This is a genomic window from Vibrio sp. 11-4(1) (assembly GCF_013048625.1).
Classification (GTDB): Bacteria; Pseudomonadota; Gammaproteobacteria; order Enterobacterales; family Vibrionaceae; genus Vibrio; species Vibrio diabolicus.
Genome location: NZ_VHSY01000006.1, coordinates 109,942 through 128,288 on the forward strand (window position 1 = coordinate 109,942; position 18,347 = coordinate 128,288).

At 47.7% G+C, this 18,347-nt stretch carries 27 protein-coding genes; 24 read left to right on the forward strand and 3 right to left on the reverse strand.

Features of this window, described 5'->3' with window-relative positions:
• Window positions 1-57: 57 nt before the first annotated feature.
• The 6 genes from FKN16_RS13485 (at window position 58) to FKN16_RS13510 (ending at window position 3,517) form a co-directional block, all read left to right on the forward strand.
• Complete coding sequence (locus FKN16_RS13485) at window positions 58-597, forward strand: phage regulatory CII family protein (protein ID WP_064368672.1); 540 nt, start codon at window positions 58-60, stop codon at window positions 595-597.
• 28 nt (window positions 598-625) lie between these two features.
• Window positions 626-826: a hypothetical protein gene (locus FKN16_RS13490; protein WP_170902907.1), complete on the forward strand. Its 201-nt coding sequence runs from the start codon at window positions 626-628 to the stop codon at window positions 824-826.
• Window positions 826-1,053: a hypothetical protein gene (locus FKN16_RS13495; RefSeq protein ID WP_170902908.1), complete on the forward strand. Its 228-nt coding sequence runs from the start codon at window positions 826-828 to the stop codon at window positions 1,051-1,053. The genes FKN16_RS13490 and FKN16_RS13495 overlap by 1 nt, the downstream gene beginning before the upstream one ends.
• Window positions 1,050-1,286 (forward strand): hypothetical protein, encoded by a 237-nt coding sequence (locus tag FKN16_RS13500; RefSeq protein ID WP_031821628.1) that lies wholly within the window; start codon window positions 1,050-1,052, stop codon window positions 1,284-1,286. Before FKN16_RS13495 ends, FKN16_RS13500 begins: the two co-directional genes overlap by 4 nt.
• 5 nt (window positions 1,287-1,291) lie before the next feature.
• On the forward strand, window positions 1,292-3,172 hold the full coding sequence (locus FKN16_RS13505) for a replication endonuclease (protein ID WP_170902909.1): 1,881 nt from the start codon (window positions 1,292-1,294) through the stop codon (window positions 3,170-3,172).
• A gap of 126 nt (window positions 3,173-3,298) precedes the next feature.
• A complete protein-coding gene (locus tag FKN16_RS13510) occupies window positions 3,299-3,517 on the forward strand; it encodes a hypothetical protein (RefSeq protein ID WP_170902910.1) in 219 nt (72 codons plus the stop codon).
• Here FKN16_RS13510 and FKN16_RS13515 read toward each other — a convergent pair.
• From FKN16_RS13515 to FKN16_RS13525, 3 genes are all read right to left on the reverse strand, one after another.
• Complete coding sequence (locus FKN16_RS13515) at window positions 3,512-3,763, reverse strand: ogr/Delta-like zinc finger family protein (protein ID WP_045607465.1); 252 nt, start codon at window positions 3,761-3,763, stop codon at window positions 3,512-3,514. The two genes, FKN16_RS13510 and FKN16_RS13515, sit on opposite strands and share 6 nt — an antisense overlap.
• Window positions 3,764-3,841: 78 nt before the next feature.
• Window positions 3,842-4,870, reverse strand: coding sequence for a phage portal protein (locus tag FKN16_RS13520; protein ID WP_170902911.1), 1,029 nt, complete (start codon window positions 4,868-4,870; stop codon window positions 3,842-3,844).
• A complete protein-coding gene (locus FKN16_RS13525) occupies window positions 4,867-6,642 on the reverse strand; it encodes a terminase family protein (RefSeq protein ID WP_170902912.1) in 1,776 nt (591 codons plus the stop codon). The genes FKN16_RS13520 and FKN16_RS13525 overlap by 4 nt, the downstream gene beginning before the upstream one ends.
• 166 nt (window positions 6,643-6,808) lie before the next feature.
• Between FKN16_RS13525 and FKN16_RS13530 the strand changes: the two genes are divergently transcribed.
• The 18 genes from FKN16_RS13530 to FKN16_RS13615 all read left to right on the forward strand — a co-directional run bounded on the left by FKN16_RS13530 (window position 6,809) and on the right by FKN16_RS13615 (window position 18,342).
• Window positions 6,809-7,666, forward strand: coding sequence for a GPO family capsid scaffolding protein (locus tag FKN16_RS13530; RefSeq protein ID WP_170902913.1), 858 nt, complete (start codon window positions 6,809-6,811; stop codon window positions 7,664-7,666).
• Window positions 7,666-8,670, forward strand: a complete 1,005-nt coding sequence (locus FKN16_RS13535) for a phage major capsid protein, P2 family (protein ID WP_170902914.1) — start codon at window positions 7,666-7,668, stop codon at window positions 8,668-8,670. The genes FKN16_RS13530 and FKN16_RS13535 overlap by 1 nt, the downstream gene beginning before the upstream one ends.
• 10 nt (window positions 8,671-8,680) lie before the next feature.
• Entirely contained in the window at window positions 8,681-9,397 is a 717-nt protein-coding gene (gene gpM / locus FKN16_RS13540; protein ID WP_170902915.1) for a phage terminase small subunit, read from the forward strand.
• Between the two features lie 114 nt (window positions 9,398-9,511).
• Window positions 9,512-9,931: a head completion/stabilization protein gene (locus tag FKN16_RS13545; protein WP_065870467.1), complete on the forward strand. Its 420-nt coding sequence runs from the start codon at window positions 9,512-9,514 to the stop codon at window positions 9,929-9,931.
• Window positions 9,928-10,419, forward strand: a complete 492-nt coding sequence (locus FKN16_RS13550) for a phage tail protein (protein WP_170902916.1) — start codon at window positions 9,928-9,930, stop codon at window positions 10,417-10,419. The genes FKN16_RS13545 and FKN16_RS13550 overlap by 4 nt, the downstream gene beginning before the upstream one ends.
• A complete protein-coding gene (locus FKN16_RS13555) occupies window positions 10,403-11,059 on the forward strand; it encodes a virion morphogenesis protein (RefSeq protein WP_140133644.1) in 657 nt (218 codons plus the stop codon). Before FKN16_RS13550 ends, FKN16_RS13555 begins: the two co-directional genes overlap by 17 nt.
• 3 nt (window positions 11,060-11,062) lie before the next feature.
• Entirely contained in the window at window positions 11,063-12,193 is a 1,131-nt protein-coding gene (locus FKN16_RS13560; protein ID WP_170902917.1) for a DUF2586 domain-containing protein, read from the forward strand.
• Between the two features lie 3 nt (window positions 12,194-12,196).
• A complete protein-coding gene (locus tag FKN16_RS13565) occupies window positions 12,197-12,646 on the forward strand; it encodes a phage protein (protein ID WP_065870471.1) in 450 nt (149 codons plus the stop codon).
• A gap of 12 nt (window positions 12,647-12,658) precedes the next feature.
• On the forward strand, window positions 12,659-12,877 hold the full coding sequence (locus FKN16_RS13570; protein ID WP_170902918.1) for a TraR/DksA C4-type zinc finger protein: 219 nt from the start codon (window positions 12,659-12,661) through the stop codon (window positions 12,875-12,877).
• Entirely contained in the window at window positions 12,874-13,371 is a 498-nt protein-coding gene (locus FKN16_RS13575; protein ID WP_170902919.1) for a hypothetical protein, read from the forward strand. The genes FKN16_RS13570 and FKN16_RS13575 overlap by 4 nt, the downstream gene beginning before the upstream one ends.
• The gene (locus tag FKN16_RS13580) at window positions 13,368-13,598 is read left to right on the forward strand and encodes a hypothetical protein (RefSeq protein ID WP_025517568.1); all 231 of its coding nucleotides are present in this window, start codon (window positions 13,368-13,370) and stop codon (window positions 13,596-13,598) included. The genes FKN16_RS13575 and FKN16_RS13580 overlap by 4 nt, the downstream gene beginning before the upstream one ends.
• Before the next feature lie 2 nt (window positions 13,599-13,600).
• Window positions 13,601-13,885: a hypothetical protein gene (locus FKN16_RS13585; protein WP_025517570.1), complete on the forward strand. Its 285-nt coding sequence runs from the start codon at window positions 13,601-13,603 to the stop codon at window positions 13,883-13,885.
• Complete coding sequence (locus FKN16_RS13590) at window positions 13,882-14,145, forward strand: putative phage tail assembly chaperone (RefSeq protein ID WP_140133647.1); 264 nt, start codon at window positions 13,882-13,884, stop codon at window positions 14,143-14,145. Before FKN16_RS13585 ends, FKN16_RS13590 begins: the two co-directional genes overlap by 4 nt.
• A 17-nt stretch (window positions 14,146-14,162) precedes the next feature.
• Window positions 14,163-14,327: a hypothetical protein gene (locus tag FKN16_RS13595; RefSeq protein ID WP_165956957.1), complete on the forward strand. Its 165-nt coding sequence runs from the start codon at window positions 14,163-14,165 to the stop codon at window positions 14,325-14,327.
• A gap of 11 nt (window positions 14,328-14,338) precedes the next feature.
• Window positions 14,339-16,225: a phage tail tape measure protein gene (locus tag FKN16_RS13600; protein WP_140133658.1), complete on the forward strand. Its 1,887-nt coding sequence runs from the start codon at window positions 14,339-14,341 to the stop codon at window positions 16,223-16,225.
• The gene (locus FKN16_RS13605; RefSeq protein WP_170902920.1) at window positions 16,225-16,566 is read left to right on the forward strand and encodes a DUF2590 family protein; all 342 of its coding nucleotides are present in this window, start codon (window positions 16,225-16,227) and stop codon (window positions 16,564-16,566) included. Before FKN16_RS13600 ends, FKN16_RS13605 begins: the two co-directional genes overlap by 1 nt.
• Complete coding sequence (locus FKN16_RS13610; RefSeq protein ID WP_170902921.1) at window positions 16,566-17,753, forward strand: baseplate J/gp47 family protein; 1,188 nt, start codon at window positions 16,566-16,568, stop codon at window positions 17,751-17,753. The genes FKN16_RS13605 and FKN16_RS13610 overlap by 1 nt, the downstream gene beginning before the upstream one ends.
• Entirely contained in the window at window positions 17,740-18,342 is a 603-nt protein-coding gene (locus FKN16_RS13615; protein ID WP_140308047.1) for a phage tail protein, read from the forward strand. The genes FKN16_RS13610 and FKN16_RS13615 overlap by 14 nt, the downstream gene beginning before the upstream one ends.
• The last annotated feature ends 5 nt before the right edge of the window (window positions 18,343-18,347 follow it).

Consider the following 18,347-nt stretch of genomic DNA (forward strand, 5'->3'; position numbering starts at 1 on the left):
CACATCCTTGGTTGGGGTTTTGTTTTCGTACCGTATTTCTTCAATTGAGTATTCGCTATGAACGAAATTGACTCAATGTGCGAATTCCGTGGCTCTAAACAAAAGGCATTTAACGAAGCGTGTTGTGCATTTGCGAACTCGGAGAACATGACCAAGTTAGCAAAAGCCGTAGGAATGAATGCCACCATGCTGCGCAATAAGCTCAACCCTGAGCAGCCGCACGTTCTAACCAACGTAGAACTTGTGCTGATAACCAAAGCGAGTGGTAACTACACCATTCTTAATAGCCTTTTGCTTGGCCTTGGTGTGGTGATGGCGCATATCCCAAGTGATGCGAGTGAAGAAACCTTTATCAAGCGGGCGCTCGAAAACGCGGTGCACTCTGGCGACCTATCTCGCATGGCGCTGGAACACGGCGGAAGCAGCCGCATTAGCCGTTCACACAAGCAAACCATCATCGACAAGGCGCATTGCAGTATCAGCAATCTGGTCGCGCTTATCTCTGATCTTGAAAGTCGCACAACGGGCATCACGCCATTACTAAGTATGAGCGTGGATTTCATCGCCAGTGGTGCACCGATTCCTGGACTGAGTTAACTCCAGAGAATAGTAAGGATATTTCCAAATGATAACGATTGAACTAAACACCCTAGAAGAAGCTTTACACATACAGAACCTTGCTGCGCTGAACATCAGCAAGTACCAGCAGAACCAAGTCGAAGGGCAAGAGTGCCAGCAAAACTCAAATATTCGTCTTTGGCAAGATATTAGGCGACAAGCGGGTTTAGAAATGAAAGCCATCTCCGAGAGAGGAGAGCGTGCCTAATGCAATACGTAGCTATTCGACTTTTTGGTGATGGCGCGATGAAGCGCCACAAACACACTCAAGAGCCAGAAACAACGGTGCTTGGAGATTTCGATTCGTTAGACGATGCCGTTAATCAAGCCTGTGAACAGCTGAACTGTAATCCTGTCCGCCGTGGTGTATTAAGCGAAGGGGAAGGATTAGGTGGGTTTATCGTCGTAGATGCACAGGAGTTTACCGAGATATGAGCATTCAAACTATTACTGAACCCTGTCATTTACCTTGTCCGGATCTGCCGCATTACTCTTTGACAAAGGAAGACAAAGAACGTGGCCTTGTTTGGTTAGAGAAGGTACGAGCTGAGCTTGAAGCAAAACGAGCAACAACAGAAACAGAGCGTGAGCGACGCAAAAGAGTTTGGCTCACGAAACAAAAGCAAAAGTCTTTGCGTTTACCTAATCGTGTGGTGGCACGTTCTTAACTTTCATGAAGAAGAACAACATTAACCTAAACAATCCACTAAATCGACTCCCAAGCAATCTGCATCGGGAGTTGATTTCTTATCTGGATAATCAAAAAGGTACTTCCCAACTTTCTTTCGTGAATGGCGTATGGGTTCATGATGGTGAACTTACACCGCGAGAAAGAGTATTTGAGTTTGCGTCTATGACTGCTAACAAGCTCAAGCTACCTTTCGATATCCGCAACTATATTGATAAAGCGGCCTCGAGCCGATTAAAAAAGTATGGCTTTAAGCGTGCAATTGAGTTTATTGAAAAGCGCAGTAGCGCTGTTGCATCTGCGTTTTCCGTGTTACCTGAAGCTTGGTGGAAAGTTGATAATGAAATCAAAAGAGCGAAATTGGCTGTTGAAATGGCCGGGCGCTGCGGAAATCGAGTCAGGCTCGCGTCAGAGCATGGGCTCTCACCAATTGAGACAATCTCATTTATCAATGAATTTACAGGCGCTTCTCTGTGGCTACCTCATTTCGCACATGTTGAGGATACCAACCAAGCATATTCAATGATTGTTAGGCTAATGGATGAAGCGTTTTGGCGCAGGGCTATTGGCCGTATTGTTGTTGCGGTATTTGAGAATGCTCGTCGTGCTGCTGGTATGGTTTCGCCACATAGCTCACCTTATGCTTCTAACTCTGCTTGTGAATGGTTAACTATTCGCCAAGACCGTCAACGAGAGTGGATTGAGTTGATGGCGATAGAGTCCGAAAGCGGGGATGTCGTTGACCTAAAAACAGTCATTGATTCGTCTCAAAGCAATCCTGCAAATCGTAGACATGAGCTAATGACGCGCATTGCTGGTTGCCAGGAATATGCAGAGAGCAATGATCATGTCGCAATCTTTGTCACCATGACCTCACCGAGCCGATTTCACAGGCTCAAACAACACGGTAAATACTGGATAGAAAACCCCAAGTTTGACGGAGCTAACCCTAAAGACGCACATGCTTGGCTAAGCCATGGCTGGAATTTGTTTAGAGCCTGGGCCGATTACCGTGAGTTAGTGTATTACGGTATGAGAGTAGTCGAGCCTCACCAAGACGGCACACCTCACTGGCATGGCGTATTTTTCATGCCGTTAGAGCACGTAAAGGCGTTCATCGCAGGGCTTGAAGCGTATCAGTTTAGAGAGCCCAAAGACCTATATTTTGAAGATGGCACACCAAGAACCAAAGCGATGAAAGCGCGCTTTGATGCAAAGTTGATCGATAAATCTGCCGGAGGTGCCGTTGCTTATCTTGCTAAGTATATTTCGAAAAACGTTGATGGTTTTGCCCTTGAAGGCGAAGTCGACCGAGACAATAAAAGAGCCAAGCTTCAAGAAACCGTAAAGAACGTCACCGCTTGGTCACGTACATTCTGCTTTCGTCAGTTCCAATTCCAGAAAACTCCGCCAGTGACCATTTGGCGAGAGCTTCGTCGTATCGATGAAGAGCAAGAATACTGCTTGTTTGAAAAGGCCAGAAGAGCGGCCGACTGTGGTTTCTTTTCTGCTTACATGGATTATATGGGCGGGCATCGGCTTAGATCGTCTGAGCGTCCAATCCGCTTAGTTACAAAAGAACGCGAAAACAAATACGGAGAAATTGTTACTGTCACTGGTGGGGTGGAAGGTTCAGGTTTACTTGTTTATACGCGAGAAACGGAATGGAAACTCATTAAGAAAGACTCCGACTTGTCGGAGGCTTCTGAAGGGAGCGGGAGCGACCGCCCTTGGTCCAGTGGCAATAACTGTAGAATTCCACCTAAAAGCCAAAAAATACTCGATAAGTACTTCCTAGAAATGGAGTTAGACAGGTCTGATCCTGCTTGGGAAAGCTTCATGAAAGAAGAAGGGATACCAACTTAGATAAAAGGTTCGGACGATGAGCTTCTCTATATCAACTTTCGATACAGTGACATCGGCTGCAAAGAATTGGTAGAAAACTGTATATATATACAGTATATTGGCAGTGTCGTTGTTAAGGGTATTGATATGTCTAATAAAAACCAGTTATTCCAGAAAGCACTGGAGCTCATCATCGATGGAGTAGCGTTAAGCACTGAAACTGAAAGCCGTGCGCAGGTCGGTGCGTATTTGATGGGATTAGTGGTCGCAGACAATCAAGGTAAACTCGATAACGACAAAGTAGAAGCCATTCAGATGATCATCCAAATGGCTGATGAAGTGGATAGTCCAGAGTTCAAGTTATAGCATTGAAAGTTGCTGCTTCAGCTCTTTTCTCTGATCTGGTGCTAGAGCTTTAACCAAGTTAAATGCCATCTGTGAAGTTGTCTTAGCAGAAGGGCTTAGCGTGTGGCTGTAAGACAAGTTCATCACAAATGTGTGCCCACACTCTGCATCACTACAAGCACAATATAAGTCGGCATAACCCGAAGATATACGGTTAGATTTTTGGATGCGGCTTTTCTCGCCGCATTCTGGACACAACACTCTCATATAAAACACCTGGCTTATTGACTGACTTAATAATCATACGTCAAAAGGCTGTGTTTTTATACAGTTTTGGGGGCGGGTTTAGGCCGTATCTCCATGTATTAAATTGAAGTTAAGGCGCAAGTGCTTAGGTACCTCGGGGTCTGAATTCACCTCATCCATAATCAGCTCACACACAGGGATGATCTCATCCTTGGCATACTCACTACCTATCTTCGTTGGGTCGCCTAAACTGGTCGTGCCCTGCGGAATAATGCCAGCCTTACCAACAGGGAAACGGTGGCCGACAAGAATGTCCTGCGCGGTAATATTCTTAATGCGTTCGAATTCATCTTTAGTCGCGATATCACCGACCGGAATCAATTGAATTCCTTTCTCTTTGCCGTTCGGAATATTCACAAACATACTTCGGAAGTTACCCACGCCTTTAGAACTGGCGATCTTCTGCTTCAACATTTCTTCATCTTCTTCACTAAGGTTTGGGTCGGTGGCGTAGAAGATAAAGCCCATGTGTGCGCCGTTCTTATAGTAGCGACGGCGGAACAAAGTCGCATCTTTATTCAGCAAGCTGCTCTGAATGCTGCCAAGGTAATCCGCTAAACCGTAGATTTGCTGCTGCGGGTCATATTGGGGCAAGAAAATAACATCTTCCTTTTTATATTCGCGTTGCTGGTTGTCGCGCTCCAGAATGACGAAATTACCGTTTTTGCGTCTGCGAAGGTACATGCCAGGTAATGGATGCAAACGAACCACACGTTTGAAACCATCGCGGATTTTAAGAAAGGCAGCATCGCCAAAGGTGAAGTAATCACGGCAAAAGGCTTGGATGTGTCGGCGGCGGGTCGCACCTCCATTTAGGAAGCGTCCGGCTACGTAGTTTGCCCGAGCAATCAATAATGAACCATGATAGGCGTTGGCCCGAGCGATATCGGCTAAGCCACTGCGTGAAATAGGAGGCTCCCAATAGTCGTCACCATCGTTGTAAAACAAATCTGAATAGGTGGTCATCCAACTGTTTGAGTCGATGGACTCTGGTGAGGAGTCGATGTGATAGACCGACTCTGGCGCGTGTTCTTTTTGTTTGACTAAAGTGTTCATTTGCTCGGTCATGCTGCAGTGGCCCAGGTTGATTTAGTTGGTGTTAAGTGATCTAACGGCTCGTTGATGATGGCGTGAGAGATTGCCCAGAATGCATCGGCGTGTCCGGTCGTTTCACTGCGTTCTGCTTTAAAGGTCATGGCGTTACCGCTGGCCGTTGGCACGCGCTTTATCGCCATAAACGCCATGGCAATGTCTTTGTGCTGCGCATCGAACTGCAGGCGTTTGGCTTCTACGACGTCAATCATCTTCATTACTAAGCGGTTCTTATTTTCGTTGCTGTAGTGGATGGCGTGAGCTTCACGTGGATATTTCTTCGAAATTAAGTCCCAAACACCGCCGCCAATACCCGTGGTGTCGACGCCGATGTACGTTACTTTGTAGCGCTGAAAGACTTTGTCTATTTCCGCAACGTGATATTGGAAGTTCAGGCCTTTCCAATAGTGCTTTTCTAATACACGGAAACGTTCACCCGCTACGACAGGCGGAGCGATAACCACCAAACAGGCATTGTCTCGGGTGCGGCTTGGGTCATAACCCAACCAAACTTCTCGAGTGGCAAAAGGGAGTTTGCTATTTGGTTTGAAGTCTTGCCAGTGAGCGGCATCCACCATTCCTTTTTCAAGGTCAGAGAATTTAAAGACAGACAATGAACCATCGACAAATACGCACATGAATAGGTTTTTGAAGTCATCATCGCTGTATTCTTCGCGTAGTTCGTCAATGTCGAATAGGTCACAACCACCATTCGCGGCATCTTCAATGGTGACTACATAACGCCACTGTTTGTCTGGGCAAAGTCGGCCATCGTCTCGGAATTCATCAAAAGTCGGGAATTCGATATGGGCGCGTGAGTCTTTGCCTCTGCGCCACTGGTCACCAGTCCAGAACGGGTAAGCCTGGTGCATTTTAGAAGATGGTGTTGAGAAGTAAGTTTTTCGCCACTTCTTATGTGTTGCCATTGCCGAAGCCAGTTTGTTCAGCTCGTCGAACTTAGGTATCCAGAAGTATTCATCAACATAAACGTGGCCGTGATAACTCTGCGCGGTTTTGCTGTTCGTGGACAAAAAGCGCAGTTCGGCACCATTGGAAAGAATAATAGGGTTGCCGGTTAACTCGATGTCTAAGAACTCTTTACCAATCGCAATGATGTAGCTGCGGAAAACTTCAGCCTGTGCGCGTGATGCAGAGAGAAAAATTTGGTTGTCACCAGTCAGAATCGCATCTTCTAAGGCTTCACCACTGAAATAGTAAGTAGCACCAATTTGGCGAGACTTGAGAATATTACGAATACGCTGTTTGATGTTGTTACGCATCGTGTGCTGGTATTCGAACAGGGATTCGTGCCAGCCTTTAAAGTCATCTTCTGTTAGGTGCTCAATGCTGTTCTTCTTGCGGCTCCTTTTACGGTTGCCGTTACTGCTGCTTTGCTTTGATGAGTCACCATCACTCTTTGGTGAGCTGCCTTGCGAAAGGTGTCGCTCTGCTTTGGCTTTTGCATCAGCGTGAGCTTTTAACAGCTTAACGTGGTGATCGATTAGCTTGTCCATTTCCTTGAGCTGCTGATCGGTTTTCTCATCCTTATCTATCAGCACCGCTAAACGGCGGTTAATCATCTGCTCTACAGACAATTCATCCAACAACAACGCCCAGCCGAATTTCTCCGCCCAGGTATAAAGGATGCGCTCACTATTGAGGTTCAGTTGCGCTGCAATTTCTTTCGGAGGAACACCGCGTAAATAGAGCTTTTTCGCGGCTTCTCTTATTTCATCTGAATATGCCATAGCTGCATCATACGCGCCGAAAACTTACAGATGACCTAGATAAGTTCCTGAAAATTCTAGTTTTGGCAAAATCCGAATTGGTAGGAATTGAAGTGGCTGAAAGCCGTTATTCAAAGGCGTATTGTTTGCTCACACCGATATGTGAATGACAAGTTTGAGTACCAAAATGCCAAAGATTAGTGACTGGAAAATCATTGCTACTGAGGGGCCAACCGTAGACGGGCGCAAAATTACCCGTGATTGGATTGAGCAAATGGCGGCAAGCTATGACCCAAAAGAGTACACCGCGCTAATCTGGCCAGAGCACCGTCGATTTTATGGTTACGGTGATAACTGGGGCAAAGTTATTGAGCTCAAAGCGGAGGAAGAAAGCGGCAAAATGCGTCTGTTCGCGAAGTTAGAGCCGAACGACTTCATGCTCGAAGCCAACCGAAAAAAGCAAAAGCTATTCACATCCATCGAACCAAATCCTGATTACAAGGGCGAAGGACGTTGCTATTTAATGGGCCTAGCTGCGACTGACTCCCCAGCCTCCACGGGTACTTCGCTCCTTCAATTTTCTCGTCAATCTGGCGAAACCACCGAGATGAAAGCAAGCCATTTAGAAGAGGTGGACTTCTCCGATTGCTTTACACGCAAAGACCGATTTTTTGCGGCATTCAATGAATTTTTCTCTTCTGGCGATGAAGTGCCAGAAACTCCATCACAAGTAGAGGACACCGACGTGACCGAAGCGCAACTTAAAGCAGCACTGCAAGAGCAGTTTTCTACATTCAAAGGCGAGTTCAAGCAAGAACTGAAAGAAGAGTTCAACTTGCAAGACGAAACAGAAACGCCAGAGCCAGAAGAGAAGGGAACAAGCGTTGATCTGTTCTCTGCCACTCTGGACGAAAAACTAAAACCGTTAATCGAGAAAGTGAATAGTCTCGAAAACCAATTCGCTGAACTTTCAAAAGAAGTTCCGGGTCAAGAACCAGATGGTTCTGGTGCTGACGATAAATTCTCAGCTAAGGAGATGTTTTAATGCTGAACGCAATTTCAACTCAATACCTGCAAGAGTTCTCTTCAACAATGTTGACAAGTGCAGGCGCGTCAGCAGGTCAAACCATGTTTAACCTTACGCCGCCAATGGAAACTAAGCTGCGTCAGGCAATTATGCAGTCAGATGCCTTCTTGGGCATGATCGCGATGCTGCCTGTACAGCAAATCAAAGGTCAGGTTGTTGATGTTGGTAACGATGGTCTATCAACAGGCCGCGGCAACAATGAGCGCTTTAGCGTAGAAGTAGGCCAAAGTGGTAACACCTACGAGTTGGTTAAAACTGATTCTGGTGCGCACATTCTTTGGGAAACCATGACGCAATGGGCGAACTCAGGCTCTAAAAATGAGTGGTTGAAGATGATGCAAAATGCCATCTCGCGCCGTTTTGCTCTCGATATTCTACGTGTTGGTTTCAACGGAACATCGGCTGCAACGGTAACAGACCCAGCCGCAAATCCACTTGGTCAGGATGTCAACAAAGGTTGGCTGACTATCGCGAAAGAGAAGAAAGCGAGCCAAGTCCTTGCTTCTGCCCAACTCGACTCATCAGGTGCAACCGCGGATTCTTACAAAAACCTAGATTCGTTGGTTCAAGACCTGATCAATACCACGATTGCGCCAGAGCATCGTCAAGACCCTGATCTTGTGGTTCTCGTCGGTTCAAACCTGGTCGCAGCAGAGCAGCACCGTTTACTGGAAGCGGCAAACACGCCTACCGAGCACAAAGCTGCTCAACAACTGGCAAAAACCATTGCAGGTAAGAAAGCCTATCAAGCGCCGTTCTTCCCAGCCGATCAGGTTTGGGTAACCAGTACCAAAAACCTGCAAGTACTCACGCAGGAAGGCACGCAGTGGCGCAAGCAAAAGAACGATGAAGACACGCTTCGCTTCAAGCAAAACCACATCCGTATGGAAGGTTATGCAATCGGCAACCTGAACAAGTTCGCTGCTATCGAGTCTGTCACCGTTGTTGAGCCTTTAGCTTAAGGAGTAATGCATGGTTAGCCCATTAGCAAAACAGCGCCGAAAGCTCATTGAACAGCAAACTAACCAGTTTGTACCGGAAGTCATTTCCGGTGCAGATACCGACAGCCTGCACATCAAGCTGATTGAGTTTGAAGAAGACCGCAAGTATTTGCGCTCATTTAACGCCATCGCTGATCGAATTAAGCACAAGCGTGAAGTGCTGGTACCGAAATACAAGCCGTATGTTCAGGCTTATTTAGAAAGTGGCGAAGCGTTCGAAAACCCAATTTTTACCAACATGGTGGTTTGGCTATTCGACATTAAAGAGCTGGATGCCGCGATTGAGTGGTGCATGAAAGCCATTGAGCTAGATTTGCCTACGCCAGAAAACTTCCGCCGTGACTGGCCGACGTTCTGTGCTGACGAAGTGTTGGCATGGGCGGAGAAAGAATCTGAACGTGGTCATTCCATTGAGCCTTACTTCTCCCAGGTGTTCGATAAGGTCGAGAAAGAGTGGCGCTTGCACGAGAAGGTTCACGCTAAGTGGTACAAGTTCGCGGGTTTATACCTGATCCGAAATGAAGAAGGCCAGCCGCAAGCCACAGCTGTTGGCAACGTAGAAACATTAGAAAAAGCATTGGCTCTGCTTCAACACGCGCACGATAAGAACAGCAAAGTGGGGGTGGGTACCCAAATCAAGAAGATTGAAGCCCGTATTCGCGCCATTAACGAAGGCAAGAATCTGTAAAGACTCCTACGCCACCGCGCCTCGGCTGGTGAGGTAAGAGAAGCTAACCGGCTAACTCGATACCGTCGACCCAGTGGCTAGAGGCGCCCTAATTTAACTAATCAAGGGACCGTTATGAGCTTTGGCGGAAATGTTAACAGTGCAGTCGATATCGCCATACCCGGTGAAGGATGGCCGGATTTATCTACGGCTGAATTTCGCAGTTTACGCCGTGTTCCCCATACGTTTGATAACGACTCTTTGAACTACGCGGTGGCCATCGCCGCGCTGAATATTCAAGAACGATTAGAAAGCCTGATCGTAGATGGCGAAAAACCAGTGCTGAGCAGCCCGAAAATCATGCTCTACAAGCGTGCGGTTTATGGTCGGGCTCACGCCGAACTGATGAAAGAGTTTGCGACTCAAGACCGCCGCAAAGAAGGTGAAAGCGTGGCAACGGATGAACCGGAACAAGAGGCACGTTTTCTCGCCCAGAGTAACAAAGATGTGCGTGCGCTCCTTGGCCGCAGTGCGAATGGGATTGACTCGATATGAGCGAAACCACTTACAACAAAACCAAGCTGGAACACCTGACGGATTATATCGTCAGTCACCTGAATTCCAATGTGCTCGATAACAAAATTGATGCCTGGCAGGAAAACGGCTCCATTGTGCCAAACGGTGAAGATCGAGGGAACGGCGGTTATATCGCCTGTCACTGGAAGTACAACGCAGTGATCAGTATTGAAGAGTTTCCACACCGACTTCTGGACCCTCGCTGCTTACTTGCTCTGGTTGCCTGTTGGCTCAGCGATTACGACACCACGCGTAATGAAGATGAGTTAGGCGACCCAGACCTTTCGGTTGATGTGATCAGCAGTGAGGTAGCCGACGTTTTTATTGAATTGGAAATGATGGAGCCGATTGAGCTGATCCCTGACCCAGCGGGAATGATTACTTGGCGAGGGGAAACCTACCGAGTGCAGGCCGTTGAAATCTACACCGCAGAAGAAGCGGAGTTGGTGAATGAAGCCGCAAATTAAGGTCAATGAGCGCGATGTGCTCAACATGCAGGAAAAGCTGGCCATGCTGGCTCTGCCACCTAAAAAGCGAGTCTGGATACTGAAAACCCTTGGCCGCTGGGAAACGACCAATACCAGAAAGCGCATTCGCTCCCAAAAAGACGTTAACGGACGCGCTCTGCAACCAAAGAAAGGAAAGAGGAAAGGCAAGGTTTTAAAGCGGATGGCAAAGGGCTTAACTCCTTATGTGAGAAACGCCAACCAGCTTGATTTGACTTGGAGTAACAAGTTAACCGCAAAAATCGCAGCAAGGCACCACCTTGGTCAAAAGCAAAAAATGACCAAGCGCCAAATGCAAAAGCGATGGGGCAAACCGGATTACTCAGCACCTTGTACCAAGGGGCAAGCGAGAAAGCTAAGAGAACTGGGTTACACGGTACCGAGAAAAAGCGGCAAAGGACGAAAGAAAGCCAGCTTACGTGAGTTGATGGTAACCATCACCCACGGACAAGCAGGACAGCTCATTCGAGAACTCTCTAATCAGCCAAATATCACCAGTTGGGATATTCCATTAGCAGAGCGTCAGATTCTCGGTAGTAAAGAACGTGAAGTGAACCGCCAGCTCATCAAGATATTTGAGCAGGCAAAACAGAGGAAATAACCAATGGCAACCGGAAAGGTAGAGGTTAACAATCTCAATTTGGCACAAGGCGGTATCCCTGAGATAGAACGTCACGTGCTTTTCATCGGGCGTACTGACAAGGCCGAACTGCAAGGCAAAGTGACCCGTATTAATAACATGACCAACCTTGACGAAGTTGTTGCCGATGATGCGCTTGGCCTGAACGTGAAAGCCGCCCAGCTTAACGGCAAACAAAACTGGACGGGTGCGATTGTTGGCTTAGATGCAGACGATACCTGGCAAGACGCTGTTGATCTGGCGAACCGGACTGACTCATTCGAAGGCATTGCTATTTGTGACCCAGTCACGGTCAACACTCAGTTTGATGATATGCAGTCGAAAGCAACCGAGCTGACTAGCAAACTTGGTCGTTGGGTGTTCTTCCTCGCCGCTTGTGCGGGCATTGACTCAACCCCAGATACAGGCCAAACGTGGGCAGAGTACGAAACCGCCATGCTCGACCTGGTGAAAGATGTTTCTGCAAACCTCGTGACGCCCGTTCCTCAGCTTAACGGCAATAACGTAGGTGTACTCGCTGGTCGTTTATGTGATCGAAACGTCACGGTAGCAGACAGCCCGATGCGTGTCGCAACAGGTTCAGTCTTGAGTTTGGGAGACATGCCAACGGACAGCGCAGGGAAAGCATTAGAGATGAGTACCATCGCAACGCTAGCTGATGCACGTTACTCATTGCCGCAATGGTATGCCGATTTAGAAGGGGTGTACTGGTCGGATGCGACCACATTGGAAGCCAAAGGCGGCGATTATCAGTACCTCGAATACGTTCGCCCGGTGCACAAGCTTAATCGTCGTGTGCGTATCAAAGCGATCCGCCGTATTGCAGACCGCATTCTTAACTCAACGCCTGCAAGCATTGAGCTGAACCGCACTTATTTTCGCAAAGATATGCGTGATATGTCGAAAACGACAGAAGTCGGCGGTATTACCTTCCCTGGTGAAATCATGCCGCCAGAAGATGGGGACGTCACCATTCAGTGGGTAACCAAAACCAAAGTGTCTATCGGTTTGATGGCTCGCCCTCATAACTGCCCGAAACACATCGTGGTCAACATCGCGCTTGATCTTACTAACCCTACAGATTTGGAGGCGTAATCCATGAGAATTTCTGGCAAGAACATGCATTTCTCCTTAGGTGACTACAAGCTCAAAGCACAAAAAGTCACGTTATCGATTACCGATAATTCCGCCATCAATAAAACCTCGGGTGTGCCAGATGGTTACGTCGACGGCGATGTTGAGGCTAGTGGTGAAATGGAGCTGACCACGCAGCAATTTAACCTGCTAGGCAAAGCTGCGAAACAAGCCGGCTCTTGGCGAGGAATGCCTGATTTTGACGCGCTGTTCTACGGCAAGATTGATAAAGATGAGCTCAAAATTGAAGCCTTCGGATGTCGTATCAAAATCTCTGACCTACTTGATGCCGATTCGAATGGCGGTAGTGCATTAGTTCACAAGTTGCCGTTCGAGGTGACAAGCCCAGACTTTGTCAGCATCAACGGTGTGCCGTACCTACGTCCGGATGAAACCGAAGATTTGGTTCAATAACAAGGAGGTATGATGGCAGATGTTATCGACCATGCCTGCGGTATTGAAACCCAATTCACAGAAGTGGCGCTTGCCAACCAACTGGCAAGGGCTAAGCGAATTGAAAAACGGGAAAGCGCACATGAATGCGGCGAATGTGGCGACCCAATCCCAGAAAAACGCCGGCAAAAAGTACCAGGTTGCATCTACTGCACCCAGTGTCAAAGCGAATTGGAGCGAATGAACCGATGAATTTAGCAAAGCTCTTTGTTGAGAAAATCATGAAGCCAGCCCTTGACCACTTAGACATGGCATCCGGTGGTAAAGGCACAATGAACACTCAAGCGGCCATTAATCTGATCCTGATGATTATTGCCCATGAGTCTGGAAAGTTTACTTACTCAAAACAAGTGCGTGGTCCTGCATTGGGCTTTACCCAAATGGAGCCAGCCACCTTCAACTGGCTTGTTGAGTGGTTAGGTAAGAGTCGCCCTCACTTGTTGGATGCATTGTCGATGTTTTGCCCCGTTGAGCACTTAGACCCTCGTTACATGGTGATTTCACCCGAGTTCGCAGTGGCAACCGCACGACTCAATTTAATTCGGTTTCCGGAAGCCTTGCCTGAAGCCGATGACCTAGAAGGCTTGGCTCGGTACGCGAAGAAGTACTGGAACACGAGCGCAGGGAAAGCAACCGCAGAAGATTACCTGCAAGCATATCAATCGCTAATCGGAGAAGCAGCATGAGTTTCATAACTGGAATCGTTGGCAAAACATTGTTGGAAGTACTGAAAGGTCTGTTCTTTCAAATCAGTTGGTCAATCATCCTTGAACGCTTCGCCACACGTCTTGTGGTATGGGGCTTGGAAACCTTGAAAGGCCTTAGCACAAACGATGTTCTGCAAGAAACCGTGGACGACATCATCAATGCATTACAAGGCAAACGCTTAAAAGAAGTGCCACAGAAGGAATAGCGATGGATTCATCATGGATATCGGCGATTGTGGCAACGATAGCGCTGCTTATTGCCATCATCAATGTGGTTTTCGGCAGAACGGATAAAGGGCAGAACACCGCCCGAGATCATGATCGTCGTATCCATGCCAATGAGCTAGCCACTGAGCGACTGCGTGGTGATGTCGCTGAGAAGTACGCCACCAAGCACGAACTACGGGAAGCCGTAGATGATTTGAAAGATTCAATTAACGGACGGTTCGACCGTTTGGAAACCAAGCTAGATAAAGAGAGAGATGTAGCATGAGCAAGCAAATTGTACTAACGGTCGGTGATGCAGATATCACGTTCGTCCCAACAGAAGCGGATTACAACGACTACATGAACGCGTTGGCACAGGGGGAAATCGTGAACTCTGCGCATAACTTTCTGATGAACACCGTTATAGAAGAAAGCAAAGAAGTATTCCGTGAGCTGACGAACGATAACCCAGGTGCGGCAATTCAGGTTGTGGGTGAAGTTCTCAAGGAATACACGCCGAAGCTACAGATCAAAGTAAAAAAATAGATGCCCTTGTTCGGGCTATGGACTCCAACGAGCTCGAACAAATGCTCACCTGGCGACGTAAGTGGTTGCCGGGTGAGACAGACAGCGAAGAGAACCTTGCAAGGGCAATTTGGTTAGAGCGTCAGTATTGGGAAAACATGCAAGCTGCCACCGCCAACGGGGTTGCCAGGGCGTTTAGCTGATAAGGAACATGATGTTACCAGAAGCACTCAGATTTCAAGTTGGATTGATTGACCAGATTTCTAAACCTCTGGGCAATATTCAACGCAATTTGAATGATGTCACCAATACCTACCGTCAGGGTACTCATACCATGATGGCTGGCGCGGCAGGCATGGTGGGTGCTGGCTTTGCATTGCAACAAGCCTTGATGCCAGCAATTGAGATGGACAGGGCATTAGGTGAAGTGAAATCACTTGGTGTTGCCGATGACCAACTAAAAACCCTTACCCAAACCGCAATGAAGTTTTCGGTTGAATATGGTAAGTCGGCCACTGAATTTGTGGCGGCTTCGTATGATATCAAATCTGCTATGGGAGATATGACAGGTGATGAACTGGCGGGTGTCACAAGAAGCTCGGCTATTTTAGCCGCTGCGACTAAAGCAGATACAGCCACCATTACCAACTATATGGGCACCATGTATTCGGTTTTTAAAGACCAAGCCGATCGGATTGGTAAAGACAACTGGGCTGAACAAGTTGCAGGTATGACCGCAAAATCTGTCGAGAGGTTCAAAACCACGGGTCAAGGCATGTCGGATGCGTTTAAAGGTGTTGGCGCATTAGGTAAAACTCACGGCGTAGCCATTCAAGAGCAAATGGCCGTGCTTGGCCTACTACAAGGCTCTATGACTGGTAGTGAAGCGGGGACTCGTTACAAAGCTTTTATGAACGGTGTTGTCAAAGCACAAGACAAGCTTGGTATGTCGTTTACCGACAGTAACGGAAAAATGCTGCCCATGTTCGACATTATGTCGAAACTACGCAACCAATTCGGTGATTTAGATTCACTGGAAATTGATCAGATTAAGCAAGCTTTCGGCTCGGATGAAGCCGTGCTGCTTATCACTGACTTGATAGGCAAAACGAATGAGCTGCAATCCAGCGTCAAAGACCTAAATGATGCCAGTAACTTAAATACGGCAATTAACATGGCCGGAGCGATGACCGACCAATGGGAACGACTCGAACAAGGCGTGTTTGCAGTTCGCACTGCTTTTGGTGCCGCGTTGTTGCCTTCTCTCTTGCCTGTGATTTCAAGCTTGGCTGATGGTGCGATAGAAATCATCGAATGGACAGAGATGTTCCCGAACCTGACCAAGTACATTGGTTTTGCTGCCATGGCGATTTTAGGTGCAGCAGCAGCAGGTGGTGCTTTTACCTTAATGATGGGTGTCGGTAAACAAGTCATGGCGACTTATATGCTCACCATGAAGATGTTTACAGGGGTGAACTTTTTACTAACTAAAGGAATGGCAGCGCTTCGCGTTGCAATGCTAGCGGTAAACATCGCAATGATGGCGAACCCAATAGGATTCATTGCTGGTGCTGTCGTTGCCGCAATCGCCGCAGTGGGTGCGCTGATCTTCTACTGGGATGACCTGAAAGCCTCACTTGGTGACACAACCTGGTTCCAAGTACTAGAAGGGGCAATCACTTTAATCACACTTCCATTCAGAGCCATGTTTGAGTTCATCAAGGCAGGTTGGCAATGGGTCATGAGTGGCTTTACCGACACTAGTGGATTTGCCTTTATCGGTGATATGGCCAACTCAATTAAGGACGTTTTTTCCGGAGTGTTCAATTGGATTTCTCAGAGCCTAGCGGGAATTTGGGACTCAGTGAAAGGACTCATTGATTGGATACCAGGTTTGGGCGGTGATGATGAAGCGACTCAAGTGAAATCGAAGTCCGTTCAAAGCGCTACGCCTCGTGCACAAATTCAACCTGGAGGCGCAGCCAAGAATATTGCCAGTTATCAAACCAGTTCGACGAACTACGGTGGTGTGGCGATTTATCCAACCTACATGAACAGCCCGCAAGACATGGCGAGTGAAATAGAAATGGCGGCAGGTTAATGGCGGATTACAAATACCAGGACATTTTGATTGAGAACGGGGATGTGGTGCTCGATGCAGGCCGCAACCCAATCTTGATTCAAGACCGTGCGGTGATCGCCCAAGACATCAAACACGCCATCATCGAGAGCAATTTAGCAGTGGATTTAATTGCTGAGCGAAGCCCATCAAAGAAAGCCGATATCCGCACCAGGCTGGAACTGCTTGTTGAAGAAGACGTTCGATTAGTACCAGGTACCGTGCGTTTGGATGAACCTACCGGGGGCACGATTTACGTATTTGCCGACACCATGGACTTTGGCGAGTTGCAATTAGAGATAGTGAATAACGGAGAGCGTTAATGACTGATATTCCAAAACCAGACTATTCCGAACTGGTGAAGCAATCGGGTATCCCAACCGATGAAGCAGGGTGGAAGAAAGTACTCAAAGAGGAAATGGACAAAGAAGGTTCCATCATCTCAAACGACTCTCCGTTCTCTCCATTTTGGCGCCTTATTGAAGCCACGGTCGTGAAAGTCACGATGTGGCTTATCAATACTTTATTGGTTGGCTATGTCTTGCCGAATATGTTTGTTGCGACCGCCGTTGATCAATGGCTCGACCTGTTGGCGTGGCAATGCAAACTCACCCGCAAAGGGGCAACCAAAGCCAAAGGGATGATCGCTTTTCAACGTTCTGCGGCTAAAGGACCTGCGTTGGTTATTCCCAAAGATACATGGGTACAGACCGAACCGATTAATGGCACGATTTACCGAGTAAAGGTGCTTGCGGATACCACGATGCCAGAAAACGAAACCATGGTGATGGCAGAAGTCGAGGCAGAGAACGAGGGCGCGGCTTACAACCTAGGTGAAGGGTATTACCACATTTTACCAACAGCCATTCCGGGTATTGGCGCAGTGACGAACCCTGACGAATGGTTGAATGAAGCAGGGGCAGACAAAGAGAGTAATGACGAACTCCGTCTACGTATACGTAACCAATGGAGCGCAGTAGCAAGATGGCACATTGATGCGGCCTACCGCTCGCTGCTCACCAGTCGCGCAGGTATCAACGACGACAATGTTTATTTTGAGCATAACGCCCCGCGTGGACCAGGTACCGCAAACGCGTTCATTCTTTTAGATACGGGGGAACCATCGGCAGAAATGTTAGCGGATTTGAATGAGTACATCCGTGTCGAAGGTCAGCACGGACATGGTGATGATCTGCAAGTCCTCGCCATGCCAGAAACGACTCACGATATTGTCTGCCGGGTTTGGCCACTTAGTTCATTAACGATGGAAGACCGAGACGCGTTAAAAATTAAAGTGGAGCAGTTTATTAGTGCGGCTTTCCGTGAGAACACCGATTACTCGCCAACAGTTACTAGTCCGGTTCTTCGATTCAGTTTCTCAAGATTAGGGCAAGAGCTGCATGAGCAGTTTTCAGAGATTGAATCGCTCGAATTCGATAACGCCGACATCATCAATAACTTGACGGTACCGCGCATTAATTCTCTGGGGGTGACCGTTGAAAATTCCTGAGATTAATCTGCGTTACTGGATGGGGCGTGGCGAACTGGCTAAGTTCGCACGAGCCATGCGTAACTACTGGGAACATGTGAGAGCGGCATTCGAAATGCCACTGCAGCAGCATGATCCGTTAACCGCGCCAATGGCACTGGTCAATATTCTTGCCTGGCAACGTGAAGTCGAACGCTTAGGCCAAGAGCCGGAAGCTCTGTTTCGTATTCGTGTGGCTCATGCATACGGATTTGCTCGCGATGCGGGTTCGATTGCTGGCTGGGAAGAGATGTTCACGAAGTTGGGCTATCCGCATATCACTCAAGATGAACGACTAGACAATGTCGACTGGGATGTCATTAGCTTAAAAATCAAAGATGGCGATCTAACCAACGTTCCAAAGCTGATAGATACAGTGATCAGACAGTACGGAAGAACATGTCGAAGATATCAATATACAACCTATTCAGATGCACACGTGGGTGTGAATAGTTTAAGCGCTAACGCGAGTTACTCAACATCGAAAGTGTCTGCGAATTTACATGTCAACATGATGCCTCAAGCACTCAGTATCAGCAGCGAATATTACCTAGCCAATGTGAGAGGGTGAAAACC